25 protein-coding genes are annotated in these 21,152 nt (G+C 71.2%); 10 read left to right on the top strand and 15 right to left on the bottom strand.

The genetic code is table 11. The features are described from left to right. Window positions 1–37 precede the first annotated feature (37 nt). Window positions 38–535, bottom strand: coding sequence for a DUF427 domain-containing protein (locus ABXS86_RS13755; RefSeq protein ID WP_251508426.1), 498 nt, complete (start codon window positions 533–535; stop codon window positions 38–40). 99 nt (window positions 536–634) lie between these two features. Between ABXS86_RS13755 and ABXS86_RS13750 the strand changes: the two genes are divergently transcribed. From ABXS86_RS13750 to ABXS86_RS13735, 4 genes are all read left to right on the top strand, one after another. Beyond that, entirely contained in the window at window positions 635–835 is a 201-nt protein-coding gene (locus ABXS86_RS13750) for a hypothetical protein (RefSeq protein WP_307213713.1), read from the top strand. Beyond that, entirely contained in the window at window positions 832–972 is a 141-nt protein-coding gene (locus ABXS86_RS13745) for a hypothetical protein (protein ID WP_186325483.1), read from the top strand. The genes ABXS86_RS13750 and ABXS86_RS13745 overlap by 4 nt, the downstream gene beginning before the upstream one ends. Before the next feature lie 95 nt (window positions 973–1,067). After that, a complete protein-coding gene (locus tag ABXS86_RS13740; RefSeq protein ID WP_353664843.1) occupies window positions 1,068–2,012 on the top strand; it encodes an aldo/keto reductase in 945 nt (314 codons plus the stop codon). A 90-nt stretch (window positions 2,013–2,102) separates the two neighbouring features. Continuing rightward, window positions 2,103–2,660: a nucleoside phosphorylase gene (locus tag ABXS86_RS13735; protein WP_307213719.1), complete on the top strand. Its 558-nt coding sequence runs from the start codon at window positions 2,103–2,105 to the stop codon at window positions 2,658–2,660. On the opposite strand, the gene ABXS86_RS13730 is transcribed toward ABXS86_RS13735, so the two are convergent. From ABXS86_RS13730 to ABXS86_RS13700, 7 genes are all read right to left on the bottom strand, one after another. Beyond that, a complete protein-coding gene (locus ABXS86_RS13730) occupies window positions 2,657–4,171 on the bottom strand; it encodes an MFS transporter (RefSeq protein ID WP_230705019.1) in 1,515 nt (504 codons plus the stop codon). The two genes, ABXS86_RS13735 and ABXS86_RS13730, sit on opposite strands and share 4 nt — an antisense overlap. Before the next feature lie 103 nt (window positions 4,172–4,274). Then, a complete protein-coding gene (locus tag ABXS86_RS13725; protein ID WP_144832350.1) occupies window positions 4,275–4,457 on the bottom strand; it encodes a hypothetical protein in 183 nt (60 codons plus the stop codon). Window positions 4,458–4,491: 34 nt separating this feature from the next. Continuing rightward, window positions 4,492–7,524 (bottom strand): AAA family ATPase, encoded by a 3,033-nt coding sequence (locus ABXS86_RS13720; protein ID WP_307213723.1) that lies wholly within the window; start codon window positions 7,522–7,524, stop codon window positions 4,492–4,494. Continuing rightward, window positions 7,521–8,675 (bottom strand): exonuclease SbcCD subunit D, encoded by a 1,155-nt coding sequence (locus ABXS86_RS13715; protein ID WP_353664842.1) that lies wholly within the window; start codon window positions 8,673–8,675, stop codon window positions 7,521–7,523. Before ABXS86_RS13715 ends, ABXS86_RS13720 begins: the two co-directional genes overlap by 4 nt. A 102-nt stretch (window positions 8,676–8,777) precedes the next feature. Next, the gene (locus ABXS86_RS13710; RefSeq protein ID WP_353664841.1) at window positions 8,778–9,095 is read right to left on the bottom strand and encodes a hypothetical protein; all 318 of its coding nucleotides are present in this window, start codon (window positions 9,093–9,095) and stop codon (window positions 8,778–8,780) included. A gap of 1 nt (window position 9,096) precedes the next feature. Continuing rightward, window positions 9,097–9,306 carry a hypothetical protein gene (locus ABXS86_RS13705; RefSeq protein WP_154097279.1) on the bottom strand — a complete coding sequence of 70 codons (210 nt, stop codon included), beginning with the start codon at window positions 9,304–9,306 and terminating at the stop codon, window positions 9,097–9,099. Window positions 9,307–9,402: 96 nt separating this feature from the next. Continuing rightward, window positions 9,403–9,702, bottom strand: coding sequence for a GNAT family N-acetyltransferase (locus ABXS86_RS13700; RefSeq protein ID WP_144832336.1), 300 nt, complete (start codon window positions 9,700–9,702; stop codon window positions 9,403–9,405). Window positions 9,703–10,140: 438 nt separating this feature from the next. Between ABXS86_RS13700 and ABXS86_RS13695 the strand changes: the two genes are divergently transcribed. From ABXS86_RS13695 to ABXS86_RS13685, 3 genes are all read left to right on the top strand, one after another. Further along, window positions 10,141–10,878 carry a winged helix-turn-helix domain-containing protein gene (locus ABXS86_RS13695; protein ID WP_307213731.1) on the top strand — a complete coding sequence of 246 codons (738 nt, stop codon included), beginning with the start codon at window positions 10,141–10,143 and terminating at the stop codon, window positions 10,876–10,878. A 65-nt stretch (window positions 10,879–10,943) separates the two neighbouring features. After that, window positions 10,944–11,933 carry a DNA-3-methyladenine glycosylase family protein gene (locus tag ABXS86_RS13690; RefSeq protein ID WP_307213733.1) on the top strand — a complete coding sequence of 330 codons (990 nt, stop codon included), beginning with the start codon at window positions 10,944–10,946 and terminating at the stop codon, window positions 11,931–11,933. 46 nt (window positions 11,934–11,979) lie between these two features. Continuing rightward, the gene (locus ABXS86_RS13685) at window positions 11,980–12,201 is read left to right on the top strand and encodes a hypothetical protein (RefSeq protein ID WP_307213735.1); all 222 of its coding nucleotides are present in this window, start codon (window positions 11,980–11,982) and stop codon (window positions 12,199–12,201) included. A gap of 11 nt (window positions 12,202–12,212) precedes the next feature. On the opposite strand, the gene ABXS86_RS13680 is transcribed toward ABXS86_RS13685, so the two are convergent. The 4 genes from ABXS86_RS13680 to ABXS86_RS13665 form a co-directional block, all read right to left on the bottom strand. After that, on the bottom strand, window positions 12,213–12,971 hold the full coding sequence (locus tag ABXS86_RS13680; protein WP_353664840.1) for an ABC transporter ATP-binding protein: 759 nt from the start codon (window positions 12,969–12,971) through the stop codon (window positions 12,213–12,215). Continuing rightward, window positions 12,968–13,975: an iron chelate uptake ABC transporter family permease subunit gene (locus tag ABXS86_RS13675; protein ID WP_307213738.1), complete on the bottom strand. Its 1,008-nt coding sequence runs from the start codon at window positions 13,973–13,975 to the stop codon at window positions 12,968–12,970. The genes ABXS86_RS13680 and ABXS86_RS13675 overlap by 4 nt, the downstream gene beginning before the upstream one ends. Further along, window positions 13,968–14,933 (bottom strand): ABC transporter permease, encoded by a 966-nt coding sequence (locus tag ABXS86_RS13670; protein WP_144832320.1) that lies wholly within the window; start codon window positions 14,931–14,933, stop codon window positions 13,968–13,970. The genes ABXS86_RS13675 and ABXS86_RS13670 overlap by 8 nt, the downstream gene beginning before the upstream one ends. A gap of 69 nt (window positions 14,934–15,002) precedes the next feature. Continuing rightward, entirely contained in the window at window positions 15,003–15,971 is a 969-nt protein-coding gene (locus ABXS86_RS13665) for a siderophore ABC transporter substrate-binding protein (RefSeq protein ID WP_144832317.1), read from the bottom strand. An 82-nt stretch (window positions 15,972–16,053) separates the two neighbouring features. On the opposite strand from ABXS86_RS13665, the gene ABXS86_RS13660 reads away from it, so the two are divergent. Next, entirely contained in the window at window positions 16,054–16,839 is a 786-nt protein-coding gene (locus ABXS86_RS13660) for a siderophore-interacting protein (protein ID WP_353664839.1), read from the top strand. 16 nt (window positions 16,840–16,855) lie between these two features. Here ABXS86_RS13660 and ABXS86_RS13655 read toward each other — a convergent pair whose 3' ends face one another. Both ABXS86_RS13655 and ABXS86_RS13650 read right to left on the bottom strand, forming a co-directional pair. Beyond that, window positions 16,856–18,616 carry a S16 family serine protease gene (locus ABXS86_RS13655; RefSeq protein ID WP_353664838.1) on the bottom strand — a complete coding sequence of 587 codons (1,761 nt, stop codon included), beginning with the start codon at window positions 18,614–18,616 and terminating at the stop codon, window positions 16,856–16,858. Beyond that, the gene (locus tag ABXS86_RS13650; protein ID WP_353664837.1) at window positions 18,613–19,578 is read right to left on the bottom strand and encodes a GNAT family N-acetyltransferase; all 966 of its coding nucleotides are present in this window, start codon (window positions 19,576–19,578) and stop codon (window positions 18,613–18,615) included. Before ABXS86_RS13650 ends, ABXS86_RS13655 begins: the two co-directional genes overlap by 4 nt. A gap of 94 nt (window positions 19,579–19,672) precedes the next feature. Between ABXS86_RS13650 and ABXS86_RS13645 the strand changes: the two genes are divergently transcribed. After that, window positions 19,673–19,963 (top strand): DUF4287 domain-containing protein, encoded by a 291-nt coding sequence (locus tag ABXS86_RS13645; protein ID WP_353664836.1) that lies wholly within the window; start codon window positions 19,673–19,675, stop codon window positions 19,961–19,963. On the opposite strand, the gene ABXS86_RS13640 is transcribed toward ABXS86_RS13645, so the two are convergent. Beyond that, window positions 19,960–20,571 (bottom strand): MerR family transcriptional regulator, encoded by a 612-nt coding sequence (locus ABXS86_RS13640; protein ID WP_307213748.1) that lies wholly within the window; start codon window positions 20,569–20,571, stop codon window positions 19,960–19,962. The genes ABXS86_RS13645 and ABXS86_RS13640 overlap by 4 nt on opposite strands. Before the next feature lie 70 nt (window positions 20,572–20,641). Between ABXS86_RS13640 and ABXS86_RS13635 the strand changes: the two genes are divergently transcribed. Continuing rightward, window positions 20,642–21,151, top strand: a complete 510-nt coding sequence (locus ABXS86_RS13635; protein WP_307213750.1) for a DUF4188 domain-containing protein — start codon at window positions 20,642–20,644, stop codon at window positions 21,149–21,151. Window position 21,152: the final 1 nt, after the last annotated feature.

Below are 21,152 nucleotides of genomic sequence, written 5' to 3'. Positions count from 1 at the left end.
CATCCGGTGCCCCCTCTCCTCGAGGGGGAGGCGGGGCTCACCACCCCATAGAGCCCGGGACGCCCTTGAAAGGACCCGCGAGGTCGGCGGTCACCCACCCGCCGTAGAACCCGCCCGGCTGGGGCTCGACCGTCTCGCCCGCGAGCACGACGCGATCCATCGGCCCGGCGTACAGTGCCACGCGGTCTTCGAGCGCCTCGTAGCCCGGCATGGGGTGCGGGTAGTTCCAGGCCGCGCGCGGAGCGACCGCTCCCCCACCGCCGTGGACGTCGAAGTACCGCGCGCCGCCCTTGAACTCGCAGAACGACGCTCCCTCGCCCAGCGTGAGCGCACCGCCGAAGGCCGAGATGGGCAGGTAGTACACCGGAGGGTGGCTCGTCTCGAGCACACGCACCACGTCGTCGGTGTCGACGATGCGCGTGCCGCCGAAGTCGATCTGCACGCGTTTGTCGACCCGCTCCACCCGCGGCGGGCGGGGGTACTCCCACACGGATTCCTGGCCGGGGCGGACGGGGTCGGGAGCGGGGCGCGGCATGGGCCCACGTTACGCCGCGCGGGGCCGTTGCGGGGCGTTCCCCGGAGACGGAATCGGGGGGACAGTCGCTTTTGGGTAGCCTGAGCAGAAGGGGGAATCGTGAGCGAACAGAAGGTGACGTCGGGTGAGGGTCGGCGCTATCGCGTGTACCAGGTGGTCGGGCTCGTGCTCGGCGTGCTGTTCGTCGCTCTCGGCGTCGCCGCGTTCTTCGCCGGCGGCGGACCCGTCATCGCCACCATCGCCGTCCTCGGAGGTCTCGCCGTGCTCATCGTCTCGATCATCATGATGGTGCGCTCGTGAGCGCCCCCGACGGCGGCAGCGGCGACGGCAAGAAGAAGTACCCCCCGGGAACGGTGGTCATCTGGATCGCCGGCGCGGGCGTGGGTCTGTGGCTGTTGATCAGCGGCCTCATCGGCATCCTCTCGGGCGGCAACTGACCCCGCGTTCCGCGCCTCTCGCGGCGCGTCACGGGAATGCCCGCCGAGCGTCATCGTTGACCACAGGGTCAGTGAACCTCGACGGAAAGGGCATCATGACCCGCATTGGACGCAGCGACCTCGACATCCTCCCCCTCTCGCTCGGGGGCAACGTCTTCGGCTGGACCGCCGACCGCGACACCTCGTTCGCGGTGCTCGACGCCTTCCACACGGGCGGGGGCGACTTCATCGACACCGCCGACGCGTACAGCGCCTGGGTTCCCGGCAACTCCGGAGGCGAGAGCGAGACGCTCATCGGAGAGTGGCTCGCTTCGCGCAAGCCCGAGAACGTCGTCGTGGCCACCAAGGTCAGCCAGCACCCGGAGTTCCGCGGCCTCTCGGCGTCGAACGTGCGCGCCGCGGCCGAGGCGTCGCTGAAGCGCCTCGGTGTCGACGCGATCGACCTCTACTACGCCCACTTCGACGACGCCGAGACACCGCTCGAAGATACGGTGGCCGCTTTCGCCGACCTCGTCACCGACGGCCTCGTGCGCTACGTCGCCGTGTCGAACTACACCGCCGAGCGCATCCGCGAGTGGATCTCGCTGGCCGAGGCGGCCGGGGCCGATCTGCCCGTGGCGATCCAGCCGCACTACAACCTCGTGCACCGCACGCAGGTCGAGAGCGAGATCGTGCCCGTCGCCGAGCAGTACGGGATGTCGCTCGTGCCCTACTACGCCCTGGCGAGCGGCTTCCTGACCGGCAAGTACCGGTCGTCGGATGCCGCCGGGTCGTCGCCGCGCGCCGAAGGGGCGGCGAAGCTCGCCACCCCCGCGGGTCTCGCCCTCATCGACGCACTCGAGGAGGTCGGTGACGCGCACGGCGCCTCGATCGCCTCGACGGCACTCGCCTGGCTGCGCGCGCAGCCCACGGTCGCCGCCCCCATCGCCAGCGCCTCGAAGGTCGAGCAGGTCGCCGACCTTCTCGCGAGCACGTCCCTGGAGCTGACCGCCGACGAGGTGGCCCGTCTGTCGGAGGCGTCGGCTCCGGCGCAAGACTGACACCGATCCGGCCGAGCCCCGCTGCAGGGGCTCGGCCGGTTCCGGTCCCGGAGGTCGGTGAGCGCTTCACCGATCGGGGACAATGGCAGGGTGAAGCTTCTCGTCGCCGCCCATGCCTCCGAACTCGTCGCCTTCGAAGACGACATCCCCGGTTTCGAGCGTCTGCTCACCGGCGTCGGAAAAATCCCGGCGGCCTACGCCCTCACGCGAGCTCTCGCGACCGGCGAGTACGACGAGATCATCGTGGTGGGCACCGCCGGAGCCATCGACGACGAGGTCGAGGGCGGTATCTACGACATCGCGGGCGCGATCCAGCACGACGTGAAGGGCCTCGACGGCACGTTCGGCGAACACGTCTCGCTGCCCACCCGCGTGGACACCGGGGTCGAAGGCGTCGTCATCGCGACCGGCGACCACTTCGTCGACGACGCGGAGGCCGTGCGCCTGATCCGCGGTCTCGGCGCGAGCCTCGTCGACATGGAGACCTACGCCCTGATCTGGGTCGCGCAGCAGTTCGAGGTGCCGATCCAGGTTCTCCGCGCCGTGTCGGACCGCGCCCAGGACGGCGCCACCGAGCTGTGGGACGACGTCGTCGAGCGCTGCAGCCACGAGCTGCGCGCGGAGTTCCGTACGCGCTACGGCGTCTAGTCGTCGCTGCCGAACGGCGTCTGCGAACCCGAGCGGGCGCGGCCGGCGAGATCGGCGACGCCCACGATGAGCGCGAGGCCGAGGAAGACGCCGACCGTGATCATCCCCGACGCGTAGGCGTCGTGGTACAGCACGGCCTGATCGTCGACGCTCCCCTGCTCGCGGTAGACCGTGGCGTAGAACAGCGCGAGGGCGATCGCGGTTCCGACCGCGGTTCCGATGCGCTGCCCCAGCTGTCCGACCGAGCCCGCGACGCCGCCGCTCTTGACCGGGATCTCGGCCAGCGTGAGCGTCTGGTTCGGCGAGATCACGAGCCCGCCGGCGAACCCGCCGAAGGCCATGACCGCGGCCATCGCCCACGGCGTCCACTCGGGTGCCGTGAAGAGCGCGACGAGCACGAGGGCGCCCGCGGTGACGACCATGCCGAGGATGCCCCAGACCACCAGGGGGCGTCCGAACCGGGTGACGAGATTGCCGCCGATCCAGGAGCTGCCGGCTGAGGCCACCGCGAAACCGATGGTCACCATTCCGGCGAAGACCGGAGCGAGCCCGAGTCCGCCCTGGAGGAACAGGGTGCCGAGCAGGAACATCGCGGGCACGGCGGAGAAGTAGGCCGTCGAGATCAGCACGCCGTTGCGGTACGACGACAGCGAGAAGATCGAGAACGGCATGAGCGGCATGTGGCCCCGCTCGGCGTAGCGACGCTCCCAGAACACGAACGCGGCGGCGAACACGACGGATGCCACCAGGAACCACCAACGGTTCGGGTCATCGTCAGGGCTGCCGGTGGTGAACAGGAACGGCCACATGAGGGCGAGGATCGTCAGGGCGAACAGCACCACCCCGACCGGGTCGAGATCGAGCCGTCGATGCGACTTCGTCCGGGTGTCGGGGAGCAGCCACGCCGCGAGGGCGATCACGATCGCCACGAGGGGGATGTTGATCCAGAAGATGAGGCGCCAGCCGTCGGTGTCGCCGCCCAGGGCGATCAGCAGGCCGCCGAGGGTGGGACCGAACGCGGTGGCGATGCCGATCGTGGCCCCGAACAGGCCGAAGGCGCGACCGCGCTCCTTCCCCTGGAACAGCTGCTGCACGAGCCCCAGCACCTGCGGCATCTGGATGCCGGCCGCCACGCCCTGCAACAGGCGCGCGACCAGCAGCACCGTCGTGTTCGGCGCCAGGGCGCACGCGAGGCTCGTGACGAGGAAGAGCGACAGCCCGACCAGGAAGAGCATGCGACGCGAGCGCAGGTCGCCGAGGCGACCGGCGGGGACCAGCACGAGGCCGAACGTGAGGATGTACCCCGATACGACGAGCTGCAGCTCGGTCGGCCCGGCGTTCAGCGCCGCCTCGATGGAGGGCAGCGCGACATTCACCTTGGTCAGGTCGAGGATCGTGAGAGCGGCCACCGCCACGGCCACCCAGTACGCCCGCCACCGATGCCGCGGCGACAGGACGATGTCGCGTGTCGGGGGATGGGCGGAGTCCGTGGGTGCAGGCGGTTGAGACATCGATGTCGACGCTACTCCCGACCTCCCGCACCGGGTTCGGGCTTGCATCCGACGCGAGCCTCGCTACCGGGAGACGCGAGGGGACCGGCCCCGGCGCCCGCTCTCAGTCGACGTCGCGACGCGCGAACACCGCCCGCAGCACGAAGAACACGATCACGGCGACGACGGCCACGGCCACGAGCCGGAACACGAAGGCGAGGAGCGAGAAGAGGATGTTCACCAGGACCCACGCGATGATGACGGCCACAACGACGCCGACGATGGTCCAGATGGTGCTCTTGCGCATGTTTTCAGCGTAGTCGGCCGCGTCACCACCTCGCTCACCCGGTCGGCGCCACGGCCCCCTGCCGGATGACGCTCGGCCCACGCGGGGTCGCGGCGACGTGCAGCTGGGCGGGGAGCTGGTCTTTCATCGACGCGACATGGCTGATGATCCCCACGGTGCGTCCGCCCTGGCGGAGTTCGTCGAGGGTGCGCATCGCGAGCTCGAGCGTGTCGTCGTCGAGGGAGCCGAAGCCTTCGTCGATGAAGAGCGTGTCGAGGCGGATGCCGCCCGCGCGGGCCGTGACGACCTCGGCGAGACCGAGAGCGAGGGCGAGGGAGGTGAGGAAGGTCTCGCCACCCGACAGCGACTGCGGGGGTCGGAACTGGCCGGTGAAGGCGTCCATCACCTCGATCCCCAGGCCGCTGGCCGCGCCGCGCGCCGCGAGGGCGTCGGTGTGCTGCAGGCGGTATCGGCCCGCCGACATGTGCTCGAGGCGCAGGTTGGCCGCGGCCACGATCTCTTCGAGTTCGGCGGCGAGCACGAAGGTCTCGAGGGTCATCCGGCGCGTGTTGGGCGCCCGCCCCGCCATGGTGTCGGCCAGTCGCGCCACCACGGCGTGCTCGTCGGAGAGCGCCGCGATGTGGCCCTGCGCCTCGTCGGCTCGATGGGCGATCCCGCGGAGCCGATCGGCCAGCGCCCGCGCGGTCGCGTGTCCGGCGGCGGCGGTCTGCAGGCGCGCCCGCGCCTCGGACACGGCGGCGGCGAACGGCGCCGGGTCGACCGGCTCGTCTGCGTCGTCGACCAGTTCGAGCTCGAGCTCGAGCAGACGTTGCTTCGCGGCGGTCACGGCGGCGTCGTGCTCGGCGACGGTGGCGTCGAGGCGCTGTCGCTCGGCCGGGGTGCGCCGGGCGGCGATGACGGCGCCGACGTCGGCGAACGGGCTCGCGCCGACGAGACGGTCGAGGGCCTCGCCTGCGACGAGGGCCGCGTCGTCGGACGCGCGGAGCTGAGCGCGGGCATCGCGGAGCTCGCGGACGGCGGCGCGACGCGCGCGCAGATCATCGCACCGCGCGGAGACCGAGGCGAACTCCCCGCGGGCCTCGCGCACGGCGGCGCTCACGACGTCGACGCGTTGGGTGAGGAGGGCTGCGTCCTGGCGCACCCTTGCGAGCTCGGCCACAAGGGTCTCGATGCGGGCCGCGATCTCGCGATCGAGGTCGGCGCAGCGGCGGCGCTCGGTCTGCACGACCTCTCTCTCCGCGACATCCGCCTCGGCTGCGGTCAGCGCCGCTTCTGCGTCGTCGAGTCGCGCGGAAAGCGTCTGTACGTCGTCGCCCCCGGCGCGAGCAGAGGCCAGTGCGTGCTCGTCGCGCGAGATGCGCGCGGCGTCGGCGGCGAGGCGATCGGCCGTCGCCGCGGCGTTCTTGCGCTCTTCTGCCGCCGCGATCTGCTCGTCGGTGACGGGCTCGCCGTCGCCGCGCGCGGGACGGGGGTGCTCGGTCGAACCGCACACCGCGCAGGGTCGTCCGTCGACCAACTCGTGGGCGAGCTCCGCCGCCGCGCCGGCGAGGCGGGCGCGCAGCAGGGTCGTCCACGCTTCGACGGCCTGCTGCAGCTCATCGGCGCGGACCAGCGAGGTGAGGTCGGCTTGCTCGCGTTCGTCGAGCAGACGGGCCGCCTGCCGCGCCGCATCGAGACGACGGCGGGTGTCGTCGCGGGTCGCGAGGGCGGCTTCTCGACGCGCCGCCGCACCCTCGAGCCGACCGAGTCGCTCGTCGAGGTCGCGAAGCACCTCGGGCACCTCGGCGCGGCCGTCGACCAGGGTGGAATGCTCCGCTTCGAGGGTGACGACGCGCGCCGCGGACGCGGCGCGTTCGGCCTCGAGCCGTTCTAGCTCGACCTCCGCCGCGCGGGCCTCTTCGGCGCGGGAGAGCAGACCGGTGAGCGCGTCGTCGCGGGCGCGGAGAGCGTCATCGTCGTCGTCCGCCGGCTCTTCGCCGATCGCGCGGACGACCTCGATCGCGGCGGCGGCTCGCACCCGAGCGGCTTCGGCGGTCGATTGCGCGGACGCCGCAGCGTCGAGCGGCGCGCCCAGGGCCTCGGCCTCGGCTGCCTCCGCCGCCTCCCGACGGGCGCGATCGACGGCGTCAGCGACCTCGTCGAGCGCACCGAGACGATCTCTCATCCGCAGTCTCTCGACCTGCCGATCGTGCAGGGCCATCGCGGCGCGCTCCGCGGTGAGCGCGCCGTCGAGGCGCTGATCGCTCTCGTCGCGCTCACGCGCGAGGGTGTCGACCCGGTAGTCGGCGCGCTCGACGGCCCGGACGAGGCGGGAGAGACGGTCCGCGACGCCGAGACCGGCGGGGCCCTCGGCAGCGGCGGGTGCGGAGTCGCCCTCGGTCACAGCGGCCTCATCGAGGTCGGCCGCGAGCCGCTCGGCCTCATCGAGGAGAGTGGCGACCTCGACCCCCTCGTTCGCGAGGCGCTCGGCAGCGCGCTTGCGGCGGTCGTCGACCTCGGCCGCGTACTGCTCGAAGGTGCGCGTGCCGAAGAGCGTGCGCAACAGGCTGAGGCGTTCGTCGTTCTTCGCCAGGAGGAAGCGCGCGAAGCGGTTCTGCGCGAGCAGGATGACCTGCAGGAACTGCTGCTGGGTCAGCCCCAGGATCTCGTCGAGGCGGGCGGCGACGTCGACCGGTCGCGCGGCGACACCCGTCCAACCCTCGGGTGCCAGTACCTCGAGCACCGCCCGGTGGGGTTCTCTCGTGGTGCCGCCGCCGCGGCGCTTCGGCCGCTCGAACTCGGGCGATCGCGTCAGACGCCAGCGGTCGCCTTCGGCGCTGAACTCCAACGTCACGCGCGTGGGGTCGTCGGGTTCGCAGTGGTCGCTGCGCAGCCGGCGCTCCCCGCCGTCGTAGCGGGGGACGCCGCCGTAGAGCGCGTAACAGACGCCGTCGAGGATGCTCGACTTGCCAGCGCCGGTACGCCCCGCGATCAGGAAGATGCCGTCGGCCGCGAACGCGTCGAAGTCGACCTCCTGCGTCTCGAGGAACGGGCCGAAGCCCTCGAGCTCGAGCCGGTGGAGCTTCATTTCGCGGCCTCTGCCACCGAGCGAGAGTCGATGACCTCGCGGATCAGCTCGCGCTCGGCATCCGACGCCCCATCGCCTTCTCTGACGTGCGACAGGAAGGCTTCGATGATCTCGCCGTCGTCGCGGGCGGCGCGCACGCGCGCGCTGTAGGCGACCCCGTCGTCGGTACGAACACCGGCAGGCTGGTGCACCACCGTCGCGCACCAGGGGAAGCGCGCCTGGAGACGTCGCATGGGATCGGGTTGGGGTGTCGCGTCGGTGTACTCGGCGCGCACCCAGTGCTCGTCGTGACCGTCGAAACGGGGATCGACGAGCAGGTCATCGAGCGACCCGCGGAGGGTGACGAGAGGCCGCGGGACCGGCAGGTCGATCCAGCGCACCGACGCCAGCCCTGCGGCGTCGAGGTCGACGAGCCACGAGCCCCGCGGCTTGCCCTCTTCGGAGAAGCTGTAGTGCAGGGGCGCCCCCGCGTACCGCACGCGCTCGGACAGCTGCTGGCGGCCGTGGATGTGCCCGAGCGCCACGTAGTCGGGTCCGTCGAACGCCGGGAGCGGGACCACGTCGAGCCCACCCTGACGGATCTCGCGCTCGACACCCGGGGTGGCGTCCACACCGGCGGCGAAGCAGTGCGCCGCGACCACCGAACGACCCCCTCGCCGGGCGAGGTCGGAGCGGACGAGGTCGAGCGCGTGCTGCATGGTCTGCGCCTGGCTGCGCAGTTCGACGCCCTCCCAGAGATGACGGACGATGGCCGGTTCGAGGTAGGGGATGCCGTAAAAGTGGACCGGTCCGTGCTCGTCGTCGATCGTGACGGGGGTGCCCACCGACAAGGGGTCGGTGACGACCGCGATCTCGGAGCGCAGCAGTGCGGACTGGAACCCGAGTCGTGCGGCCGAATCGTGGTTGCCGCTGGTGACCACGACGCGCGCGCCCTCGTCGGCGAGAGCGGCCAGCGTCTGCGACAGCAGCGGATAGCACGCCGCGGAGGGGGCGGCCGAGTCGAACACGTCGCCCGCGACGATGACCACGTCGACCTGGTTCTCGCGCACCTGGGCGACGAGCGCCTCGAGCACGCCACTCAACGCGTCGAGCGTCGAGAACCCGTGGAACGAGCGCCCGATGTGCCAGTCGGAGGTGTGGAGGATCCGCATGCTCACACGGTACGTCGGACCTCCGACATCGGCTCGCAGCGACCCCCGTACATGCGGATGCCCCGCCTCCGAGAGGGAGTGCGGGGCATCCGAACACGCGTGTCAGGCGCCGGCGACCTCCGCCGCGAGGGCGCGGATGCGGTCGTCGCCGAGGTCGAGACCGACGTCGGCGAACCGCTGGCGCAGCACGTCGGCGATGCGCTCCTGGCTCTTGTCGCCCACATCGGCGCGGGTCTGCACGACCACGCCCGCGATGCGCGCCTCGTCGTCGGTGGGGTGGGTGTCCATCGCCGGCTCGGACTGCTCGCCCGGCCGGGCGATCTTGCGGTCAGCGTGCACCGCACCGCCGACGGAGTCGGCCGCGCCCGCGCCGCCGTCGGAAGCGTCCGTGGGCTCGGGGGCCCGGGTTGCATCGGTCATGTCAGTCCTCCGTGCTCATGTCAGGGTCGATGCCCTGGCTGGCGGCATCGCCCTCGATGGGGTCCGAGGGAGCGGCGTCGTTGAGACGGGACGATCCCTTCGCGCTGTCGTTGCGCTCCGCGGTCTCACCGTCGGCGACGGCACCGCTCTCCCACCCTCCGGGCGGGTCCGCGTCGATGACTCCCTCGGGAAGGTCGCGTTCGTTGTTCATGACACCCCTTTCCAGGGCTTCAGCTTCGCGAACGACCGCCCGCATCGGGCAGGGGTTGACGACCGCACCGAGGCGGACATAGGCGCTAGGAGCTGCTCAGGAGGCCGAACGTCGATGGAGCAGGCCCGCGCGCTCGGGGTGCGCCTCGAACCACTCCCCCACGTACCAGCACACGGGGAGGATCTCGCGGTCGCCCGCCGCCTCGATCGCGTCGACCGCGCGCTCGGTGATGACACCCGCGTACCCGTGACCGCGGAAGGTGGGAATGGTGAACGCGCGCGTCAGGGCGACCGTGCGCCCGTCGTCGCGGTAGTCGAGCACCGAGACCAGGTCGTCTCCCCGGTGGAGGGTGTACCGCGAGGCGGTCTTGTCGTCGGCGAACTGCAGATCTGACATGCGGGAAGGCTACGCCTCCTGGCAACATCGCCGGGCGGATGCCGCAAAGTGCACGGTGCACGCCGGGCTCAGGCCTCGCCGGCCGAGCAGGATGCGCACCGGAAGTCCGGTCCACTCGATTTGACGCACGAAGACTCGGTGGGTCATAATCCCCCCATGACTGTCAACGCGCGTTCTCTGTCCGCCCGGGAGGCGAACGGGACTGCCGGCATGATGATGCCCGGCCGCGTTGTCATGTGTTGTCGAATGTGCCGCTAACAGCGACCCTCGCCCGGACGACCCTCGCGCTTCTGAACGCCGACGTCGTCCCCCGGTCCACGGATCCGCGCGTCGATCACGCGCATCCGCATGCCGCGCTCCGGCCCTTCGGCCCCCACCTCCCGTCGAACCCCGCTCCGTGACGATGCCCGGGTTCACACACCCAAGGACTTCCTCCTCATGTCGCTTACCGCCGTTCTCGACCGCCCCGTGACCACCACTGTCTCGCCCCGCGCCGCTCGCCCCGCCGCTCCGCGCCCCGCCGCCCCCGTGGCGCCGGCCGCCGCGGCCCCCGCCCGCCCGACCGGCCCGGCGACCACCTCCCCCCGCGGCTTCGCCCTCTACGTGGGCATCGACGAGGCCAAGGCCGCCGCCGCGGGCGTGAGCCTCGGCACCCTGGTCGAGGCCCTCCGCCGCACGCTCGGCGAGCTGGCCCCCGCCGCCGAGACGTACGCCACCGTGGCCCTCGCCCCCGCGGGCGCCGGTGGCCGCGACGTCGACGTCGTGCGCCTCGCCCTGCACGAGCCCTCGGCGGTCGCCCGCACCAAGGACGAGCCCGCCGAGGAGGATCGCGCGCCCGGCGGCGTGGTCGTCGACATCTCGCGCAAGCGCGTGCTCATCGACGGCGAGTCGGCGGCCTTCACGTTCAAGGAGTTCGAGTTGCTGCAGTACCTGGTGCTGCGCGAGGGGCGCACGATCGAGCGCACCGAGCTCGTGGCATCCCTCTGGGAGGGCTCGACCGACGAGGACGCCCCCGGCGAGCGCACGATCGACGTGCACGTGCGGCGCCTGCGCGCGAAGCTCGGCGTCTACGAAGACATCGTGCGCACGGTGCGCGGGGTCGGCTACCGCTTCGACCGTCACGCCGACGTGTCGATCCGCTACGGGCACGGCACGCCGTCGCCCGACCGCTTCTGACCGGTCGTCACCCCCGCCGCGACGCCGGATGCCGCGATGTCGGTGCTCCGACGTAGGGTGTCGGCATGAGGTCGACCGGGGTCCGCGCGCATCACGCGTCACGCGAGCTCGCCGCCCCCGCGGGACGCCCGATCGAGTCGGAGTACCGCCCGGCGGGTCCGGTCGACATCAGCCGAGCCGTCGCGGCCCAACGCCACGGCGCGAACGATCCCACCTACTCCGCCTCGCAGCCGTTGTCGGCCGGGGGCGTGGTGTGGCGCGTGAGCCGCACTCCTCTCGGCGTCGCCACCCTCGCCCTGCGCCTGCGCGTCGGCGGTGCGGTCACCGCGGCGGCCTGGGGTCCGGGCGCCGAGTGGGCACTCGACCAGCTGCCCGCCCTGTGCGGGCGCGACGACGACATCGACGGCTTCGATGCGTCGCGGCATCCGTCGGTCGCCGAATGGCATCGCCGTCACCCCGATCTGCGCATCGGTCGCACCGACCTCGTCTTCGATTCGCTCGTGAGCGCCATAATGGAGCAGAAGGTCACCAGCATGCAGGCCTTCTCGGCCTGGCGCAGCATCGTCACCTGGTTCGGCGAGCGGGCGCCCGGTCCGACTCCGCGACCGATGTTCGCCCCTCCCGCCATCGAGGGGTGGCGGCACGTCCCGTCGTGGGCGTGGCATCGCGCCGGCCTCGAACCGCCGCAGTCGCGCACGATCGTCGAGACGGCCCGTCGCGGCGCATCGGTCGTCCGTGCAGCGGAGGCCGCCATCGACGGTGAAGCCCGCGATCGCGTGTTCATCAGCCTGAAGGGCGTGGGCATCTGGACGAGTGCCGAGACGCGGATCCGCGCGTTCGGTGATCCGGATGCCGTGAGCGTCGGCGACTACCACCTCGCTCATCAGGTGGGCTTCGCGTTGACGGGTCACCGCACCGACGACGACGGCATGCTCGAGCTGCTCGAGCCCTTCGCGGGGCACCGGCAGCGCGTGATCCGTCTCATCTACGCGGGATCCGCCCTCGAGCCCCGCCGCGGACCCCGCCTGCACCCCGAAGACCACCGCGACCGCTGACACAAGCCCGCCCGAGGCCGGCCGCGGCCGCGCCTAGGCTGACCCCATGACGCAACCTGACACCGGCTGGCCGCGCGGACGCACGTACTGGGTACTGGGCAGCGTCGTGCTCTTCGGGCTCGGAGTCGTGTTCGGTCTCGTGTGGCAGAACGTCTGGCTGGGCCTGATCATCGCCGCGGCCGTCTCGGTCGGCTGGCTCATCGCCTACGAGTCGAGCCGGGGCCGCAACGTCGGCGTGAACGATCCCGACAACGGCATCCAGCTCTGAGACGTCAGGTCTCAGCGGTAGTACACCGCGAGCGGGTACGCGCCGTCACGGCGCACCTCGACGGGGGTGCCGAACACCTGCTCCAAGACCGCGGGGGTCATCAGATCGGCCGGCGTTCCGATGTGCACGACCCGGCCCTCCGACAGCGCGATGATGCGGTCGGCGTAGGCGGCCGCGAAGTTGATGTCGTGCACGACGATCACGATGGTCTTGCCCAGTTCGTCGGCTGCTCGGCGGAGCTGGCCCATCATGGCGACCGCGTGCTTCATGTCGAGGTTGTTCAACGGCTCGTCGAGCAGGATGTAGTCGGTGTCCTGCGCGAGGACCATGGCGACGTACGCGCGTTGACGCTGACCGCCCGACAGCTGATCGAGGTAGCGGCCCGCCAGCGGCGTGAGGTCGAGGAACGCGAGGGCCTCGTCGACCTTCTCTTGATCGAGGGCGGTGAGCCTGCCCTGCGAGTGTGGGAAGCGGCCGAAGCCGACCAGGTCGCGCACCGTGAGCCGGGTGACGAAGTGGTTCTCCTGGCGCAGGATCGAGACGATTCGAGCGAGCTCGCGGCCGGGAGTCGATGTCACGTCGTGACCGGCGACGGTGACGCGACCGGTCGTCGCCGTCGCGAGTCGGCCGACGATGGTCAGAAGGGTCGATTTGCCTGCCCCGTTCGGCCCGACGAGGGCCGTGACGCCGCCCGCCGGGATGTCGAGCGTGACGGGGCCGAGCACGGTGAGATCGCCGTAGGTCATGGTGACGTCGGTGAGAGAGATCACAGGCTCCCCTTCCGGAGGAGGTAGACGAGGAAGAACAGGCCTCCGGCGAACTCGATGATGATCGAGAGCATGCCCGCGGCGTAGAAGACGTGGCGCAGCACGAAGTACCCCACCAGCAGGGTCGCCATGCCGAGCAGCACCGCGAAGGGGAGCACCACGCGATGCTGCGACGATCCGGAGAGTTGGTAGGCGAGGGTCGCGACGATGAAGCCGAAGAAGGTCATCGGACCCACCATCGTCGTGGACACCGAGATGAGCACGGCGACGAGCACGAGCACGCCGATCACCTCGCGACGGTAGGCCAGGCCCAGGTTGAGGGAGGTCTCGCGACCGAGGGCGAGCACGTCGAGCCGATGACGCGCGCGCCACACGAGCAGGAGCACACCGGCGACGACCAGGGCACCCCAGGGGAGGTAGTCGGGGTCGGAGTTCGACAGGTTGCCGAACAGACGAGCCGAGAGGATGTCGAAGTCGCTCGGCGTCAGTAGTCGCTGCATCACGGTCGAGAGCGAGCCGAAGCCGACGCCGAGCACCACGCCGACCAGCAGCATGATGTGCAGGTTGCCGCGCCGACCGGCGAACAGCCAGCCGTACAACAGGGTGGCGAACCCCACCATCAGCACGCTCTGCACCACGACTTTGAGCAGGCCGTCGGTCGCCGAGAGGGCGGCGCTGCCGAAGAAGAACACGAGAGCGGTCTGCATCACGACGTAGAGCGCATCGAAGCCCATGATCGACGGCGTCAGAATGCGGTTGGCCGTGGCCGTGTGGAACAGCACGGTCGCCACCGCCTGGCAGCAGGCCACCAGCGCGATGGTCGCCACGCTCACGACGCGGAGGTTCACCGCGATACCGAAGCCCCGCGAACCGGGGGCGCCCGGAACATCCCAGGTCAGGACGCCGACGGCTGCGATCACGACGACGAGAGCCAGGATGCCGAAGCGCCAGGCGATCCGTGGACGGCGCGGGCGGGCGGGGGCGATCGTCGCCAGGGTGTCAGGCACGGGCGCGCATCCTCAGCAGCAAGGTGATGAACACGGCGGCGCCGACCACGCCGAGGATCATCGAGACGGGGACCTCGAACGGCATCCGGATGATCCGTCCGACGATGTCGCACACCACCACGATCGCGACTCCACCCAGACATACCCAGGGAAGGTTGGTGCGGGCGTTGTCTCCGCGCCACATCGAGACGAGGTTCGGCACGACGAGACCGAGGAACGGCAGAAACCCCACCACGACGGTGGTCACCCCCGTGGCGACCGCGACGAGACCGGTGCCGATGAGCAGCACGCGGGTGTGATCCAGGCCTACCGAGGTGGAGATGTCGCGACCGAGGCCGGCGACGGTGATGCGGTCGGCGTAGAGGAACACCAGGAGGACCACGAGCGCGACGATCCACAGCACCTCGTACCGCCCGCGGACGATCGAGGTGAAACTGCCCATGAACCATGTGCCGAGCATCTGCAGGGAGTTGGTCGAGACGGCCAGGTACGTGGTGAAGGCCGAGACGACGGCGCCGAGCATGATGCCGATGAGGGGCACGACGAGTGAGGACCGGAGCGAGATCCGCTGCAGGATGCCGATGAACACCATGGTGCCGACGAAGGCGGCGATCGAGGCCGCGACCATGCGCACCCACAGGGGTGCCGCCGGCACGAGCAACACCGTGACGAGCAGCCCGAGCGCCGCCCACTCGGTCGTGCCCGTCGTCGACGGTTCGACGAAGCGGTTCTGGGTGAGCAGCTGCATAATCAGGCCCGACACGGCCATGGCGCAGCCGGCGAGGACGAGCGCGACCGTGCGAGGCACGCGCGAGATGAAGAACATCTCGCCGCCGAAGTCGTCGGCGGCGAGATCGTAGGCGCCGACGAACAGCGAGAGCACGACGAGCGCGGCCACCCCAGCCAGGGCGAGAGGCAACGCGATGCGCGCGCGGAGGCGAACAGGTGAGGAGGTCATGGCATCCGTCCTGAGCCGCTCGTGTGAGGGTCGGCGGATCCGACCCCCACACGAGCGGGTACAGCCGGGTCAGGACGCGAAAGCCTCGGCGGCCGAGCGGTACAGCTTCGTGTAGGCCTGGATGCCCTCGTCGAGGTAGAAGCTCGCGTCGAGGTAGACGATCTGGTCTTTCTGCACGGCGGGGACGTTCTTCAGCGCCTCGGCGTTCTCGACCAGTTCCTTCGCCGAGACGTACCCGTCCTCGCCGAACATCGCGTCGCGGTCGAGCACGAACAACCACTCGGGGTTCGCGGCGGCGATCGCCTCGACGCTGATGTCGTCACCGTGCGACGCGTCTTCGGCCGAGCGCTCGAGGGCGGGTGTGAGTCCGAGCGTCGGGAAGAGCGTTCCGACTCCGCGGCCCTCACCGGGGGCCGCGTAGGCGATCTTGCCGCCCGAGGTGATGAGGCCCATCACCGTCTGCGACGGGTCGTAGGCCTCACGGGCGTCGGAGATCGCGGCATCCAGATCGGAGGAGAGCTGCGCGGCCTCGTCTTCCTTGTCGAAGACCTGGCCCAGGATCGCGGTCTGCCGCTTCAGCTCGGCGGCGTGGTCTTCGCCGTCGCGCGGGCTCGTCTCGATGATCGCCGGCTGGATCTGCCTCAACTGGTCGTAGATCTCGCGGAAGCGGTAGCCGCCCACGATCAGGTCGGGCTCGCTCGCGACGACGGCCTCGATGTCGGGCTCGCGATGCAGGCCCACGTCGAGCACATCGTCGCCACCGGAGAGCGAAGGCCAGAGGTCGTACATGAGGGGCTTCGGAGCGGCGACGAGCGTCACTCCCCAGTCGCTGAGCGTCTGGAACGTCGTGTTGTCGAGGGCGACGACCCGCTCGGGGGCGACCGGAACCTCGATCGATCCGTGGTTGTCGTCCACGGTCACCGTGGACGCGCCTGCGGCCTGGTCGGCGGGGGCGGATGCCGCGGAGGCGCAGCCGGCGAGGGCGAGAGCGGCCGTGAGCGAAGCGACGGCGAGGGGACGGAACAGGCGTGAACTCATGCGGATCTCTCCAGTGCTGTATGTGCAGGACGACCCGATCGAGGTCTCGGCCGGGTCGAGAAGTTAGGTTAGCCTTTCCTTTGTGAAGAAGTCGAACCCGACCCCCGGAGCCCGCCTCGAACCCCGCCGACACGAGCTGGTCTTCCGCTCGGCGGCCCTCTCCCGGCGCACCTACCTCACACCCGCCTTCGTCCGTCTACGACTGGAGGGCGACGATCTGCGCGGGTTCGACTCCCCCGGCGCCGACGATCACATCCGGGTGTTCCTCCCGTCGGAGCCGACGGCGGGAACCGATGACCTCCGGTCGGCGCCGAACCGCGAGTACACCCCCGTGTCGTGGGATGCCGTCGACGGGTGGCTCGACATCGACGTCGCGCTGCACGGCGACGGCGTCGGCAGCCGGTGGGCCGAGACCGCGCTGATCGGCGACGCGGTGGGCGTCGGCGGTCCGCGCGGCTCGATGGTGCTCGAAGGCCGTCCCGACGCCTGGCTTCTGGCCGGCGACGAGACCGCCGTGCCCGCAATCCGGCGCTTCGCCGCGGCGATGGACGACGATGCGGTCGGGCGCATCGCGATCGAAGTCCCCGACGCCGCGCACGACCTTCCCGTGGCCGCTCCCCCCGGTGTCGAGGTGGTGCAGCTGCACCGCGAAAACCGCGAGGCCGGCAGCGAGCTGACTGACTGGCTCGACGCCCTCGACGTCGAGGAGCGGCCCGACGGATGCGTGTTCGGCTTCGTCGCCGCGGAGCAGTCGGTCGTGCGCGCCGGACGCGCCCTCCTTCTCGAACGCTGGACCGGCGACCCCGCGGCGACGATCGTGAAGGGCTATTGGAAGCGCGGCACCGCCGAGTATCACGCCCCGCACTGAGGCGCGGGCCGTGGGGTCAGTCGCGCTGCACCCCTCCGACGAAGGCGAGCACGCGAGCGCGCAGGAACGGCGACGTGAACGCCGTGGAGGCGCCCGGGGCGAGCGAAGCCGACGCGCGCGCCGTGGCATCCGTCGCCGCCGCCCGCACGAGGGGCACCTCGGCGCCGGTCCCGGTGAGCGCGTCGACGGCCCGAACGACGTATTCGTCAGCCACGGCGATGCGCTGGGCGATCGCGTCGGCGGGGTCGACGCCTGCGGCCACCGCCACCGCCTGGCTCGCCAGAAGCGGGGTGATGCTGCGGTCGTAGCTCGTTCCGGCGACCGCCAGTGCGAACCACTCACCGCTCTCGTCGGCGCGCGACGAGAGCGTCTCGCGTGCTTCTTCGAGAGCTCGCAGCCGCACGGCGGCGGGGTCGTCGGCCCCGGGCGTCTCGTCGGCCCCGGCGTCGTACGCGTCGTCGGCGGCGATCGCGGCACGGCGCAGCAGCGAGGCGAGACCGTCGAGGTCGGCGTCTTCGGCGACGGGGCCGGCGTCGCCCAGAGATGCGCGCACGTCGTCGATCGTCAGGGCGCGGGCGAGGGAGGCGGATGCCAGCGACGCGGCGATCCGCCCCGCCTCGAGCTGCGCGTCGTCGGCGTCGGCGTCGAAGATCGATCGGGCGAAGGAGGCGAGCGCCCACGCCTCTGCCGTGGCGCCCGTCGTCGCCAGGAGGGCGTCGGCGCCGTCGAGCGTCGTCGGCGTCTCGCCGGCCAGAGCGGTGAGCAGGGCATCGGAGTCCGCGAGGACGGCGGACGCCTGCGCGGAGGCCTCGACCGCGGAGAGGGCGGACCCGCGCGCGGCCGCGGCGTCGTCTGCGGCCGAGAGAGCCGTCGCGAATGCGCCCGCGGTTTCTCCCGCCGCGCTCAGCTCTCGCGCCCGCTGCACACCCGCGCGCACCCGATCCGCGAGGTCGCCGTCGAGCCCCTGCACCGCGGCGTCGGCCGCCGTCAGAGCATCGTCGGTGGGCCCTGCCAGCGCCCCGTCGGTCAGCCCGTCGGTGTCTGCACGTGGCGAGGGGAGCGTATCGGGTGAGGCGGCGGGGGTGGGGAAGGCCGCCTCGGGCAGATCCTCCCCCGTCATCACGGCGTAGGCGCCGGCGATGTCGGCCACCTCGGTGATCGTCATGCCCCCGGTCGCCGCGAGCTGATCGAGGTCGACCGGAGCCCCCGTGGCATCCGTCGCCACACGTTGCCCGGCGGGAACGAGGATCGTGTCGATCCCTCCCGCCTCGATCGCCGCCGAGACCTGCTCCGGCAGGCCCGCGACGGGACTGACGATGCCGAGCGGGGTCACCCCACCCGCGAGCGCGACGCCGGGCTGCACCTCGGTGCCGTAGTACAGCGCGAGCACGCCGACCGCGGTCACGGCTCCCGCGGACGGGGTGGCGATGCGTGCGTCGAAGCCGAACGTGTAGGCGGTGTCGGGGCGGGCGCCGGTGAGCAGTGTCGCGGCGGTGACGGCCGTCCACGTCGCCGACTGCGTGACCGGGTCGACGCCGCTGACGTCGTTCTCGGTGATGTCGATGCTGAGGTCGCCGCCGTCGGCGGACGCGGCGGTGATGCGCTGCGAGGTCAGTCCGCCCTTGGCGCCGCTGGCGTAGAGCACGGGCACCGTCACCTCGGAGCCCTCGAACGTGCCGTCGGAACCCGTGCCGAAGCCGAGCGAGAACTTCAGGTCGCAACCGGCGAGCGCGAGCACGCCGACCAGCACGAGGGCGATCCCGGCGCGACGTCTCACGGACCCTCCGCGACGAACAACGAGCACTCGGCGTCGTAGTACTCACGGGTCGTGCCGGCGGGCCGCATCCCGATGCGCTCGGCGACGGCCTTCGACGCCTCGTTCGCCGGGTTCGTCACCGCGACGACACGACGGATGCCGCGCTGGTGGGCGAGCGTCAGCACCGCTTCGGCCGCCTCGGTAGCGGTGCCCGCACCCCACGCATCGGGGTGGAAGTGCCACCCGATCTCGACGTCGTTCTCGCGCCCGTCGCCCGCGTCGCGCGACCACGGGATGCGCTTGAGCAGCACCGAGCCGAGGCGGCGACCTTCGCGCGTCGTGACGGCCCGGACCCCGAGCACGCCGTCGGCGAGCCCCGCCCAGCGATCGAGCAGGGCGTCGACCTCGCCCGGGTCGGTCATCACGCGACCGTCGCCGAGGAACCGACGCACCTCGGTGCGGCGGTACATGTCGTACAGGAACGCGCGGTCGTCGTCGGAGCGCGTCCACTCCCGCAGGATCAGGTGCGGCGTCTCGAGGCGCGTGCGACGCATGGGGACGTGCGGGATGCCGTCTTCGGCGAACGGAGCGCCCGACACGACGAAACCGAAGCGGCCGTACCACTCGGCGAGATGCGCCTGGGCGTCGAGGAGGATGGGCCCCCCGGGCGCCTCGACCTCGAGCTGCCCCACGGCCGCGCGCATGAGGTCGGCGGCGATCCCGCGGCCGCGGGCCTGCGGGGCCGTGGCGACCCGGCCGATGCGGGTGTTCGCCGGCTCCCGCAGCAGGCGGAGGGTCGCGAGCACGTCGTCGCCGTCCTGCGCCCACATGAGCTCTGCTCCCGGCTCGATGTCGCGACCGTCGATCTCGGGGTACGCGGCATTTTGCTCGACGACGAACACGGTGACGCGCATCCAGAGGATGCGGTACAGCGTGAGGGGGGCGATGTCGGCGACGGGCGCGCGGTGCACGGTGACAGCCATCCTTCGACCGTACCCGGGCCGGGCCCGGCGGCCCGCCGCCCGGCAACGGGCGGCGCAGTGGACCGATGTCGGAGCAGACCGCTAGCCTCCGGTCATGTCCTTCCAGTCCTACCTCGACAACATCGAGACCAAGACGGGTCTCACCCCGCGGCAGTTCATCGCCCTCGCCGACGAGCGCGGTTTCGGACCGGGCACCAAGGCGACCCCGATCCTCGAGTGGTTGAAAGACGACTACGACCTCGGGCGCGGCCACGGCATGGCCCTCGTGCACGTGATCACGAAGGGCCCGCAGATCGGCGACACGCACGTCGGTCGCAGCGGGCCGCACGGCGACAAGAGCGACACGCTCTGGCTCGACGGCGCGGCGTCGAACCCGAACCCCTAACCTCTCGCCGAGAAGCGTCGCGACGCGGCGATCTGCTCCGCGACCCGCCTCAGCGCGAGGACGAGGGGCTCGACCAGGGCCGTCCCCAGCACGACGTAGCGCACGGCATCGTCCATCGACGTCTCAGGTGTCGCGGCGAGCTCGGCGTCGCCGATCGCGGCGAGATGGACGAGGTAGGCGTCCATGACCGACGGTGGCACGGTGAACCCCGCGCGATCGAGTGTCGCCAGGGCATGCGCGACGGCACGGAGCTGGTCGGGGAAGCAGTCGGCCGGTGAGCCGCCCATGCGTTCGAGCAGGGCGGTGGCAGCGGACAGGTCGAGGTCGCCGTCGACCACCGGGGTCACGGCGGCGTTGGCGGCACCGAGCAGGTCATAGGGATTCTCGGGCGGTTCTTCGAGCACGCCGATCACCTTGCGCACCCCCGCGATCCCGACTCCGGCGTCGACGAGCGCGCGGATGACGCCGAGGCGCTGCACGTGCGGGATGCCGTAGCTCGCCTGCGTTGGCGAGGTGCGCTCCCCCTCGGGCAGCAGCCTCTCGCGCAGGTAGTACTTGATGGTGGCGACGGGCACTCCGCTCTCCGCCGACAATTCCGAGATCCGCACCGCTCACCCCTTGACTCGATAGCTCTACTATCCAACACTGGATAGTGACACTATCGAGTGAGGACGAGCCATGGCATCCATCAATCCGGGACGAATGACCCACCGCTGGGACGGCGAACTCGTCGTCTTCCACATCGGAATGACGATCAACAAATGGTGGCGGCCCGATCAGTGGATGCCGCTGATGAGCGACATGCCCAAGATGCTGCGCGAACTAAGCACCGACCCCGACTCCGGACTGCTGGGATTCACGATGCTGCTCGGCGCCCGCGGTCCGTACCTCGTGCAGTACTGGTCGTCGCTCGACAAGCTCTACACCTACGCTTCGGCGCCGACCCAGGAGCACCGCCCGGCGTGGACGCGCTTCAACAAGCGGGCGCGCACGGTGCCCGGGGCGGTCGGCATCTGGCACGAGACGCACGTGGTCGAGCGCGCCGAGACGATCTACGTCGCGACCCCGCCGATGGGCCTGCCGCGAGCGACCGAGACCGTGCCCATCGCCTCGCGACACGACCGGGCCCGGGCGCGCGTGGCCGACGGCCGCACAGGTGCCGCCACCCCCGCCGGAGCGGCAGACTGAG

This window comes from Microbacterium sp. che218, assembly GCF_040436305.1.
Taxonomy (GTDB): Bacteria; Actinomycetota; Actinomycetes; order Actinomycetales; family Microbacteriaceae; genus Microbacterium; species Microbacterium algihabitans.
This window is presented reverse-complemented; position numbering and strand designations above follow the sequence as displayed.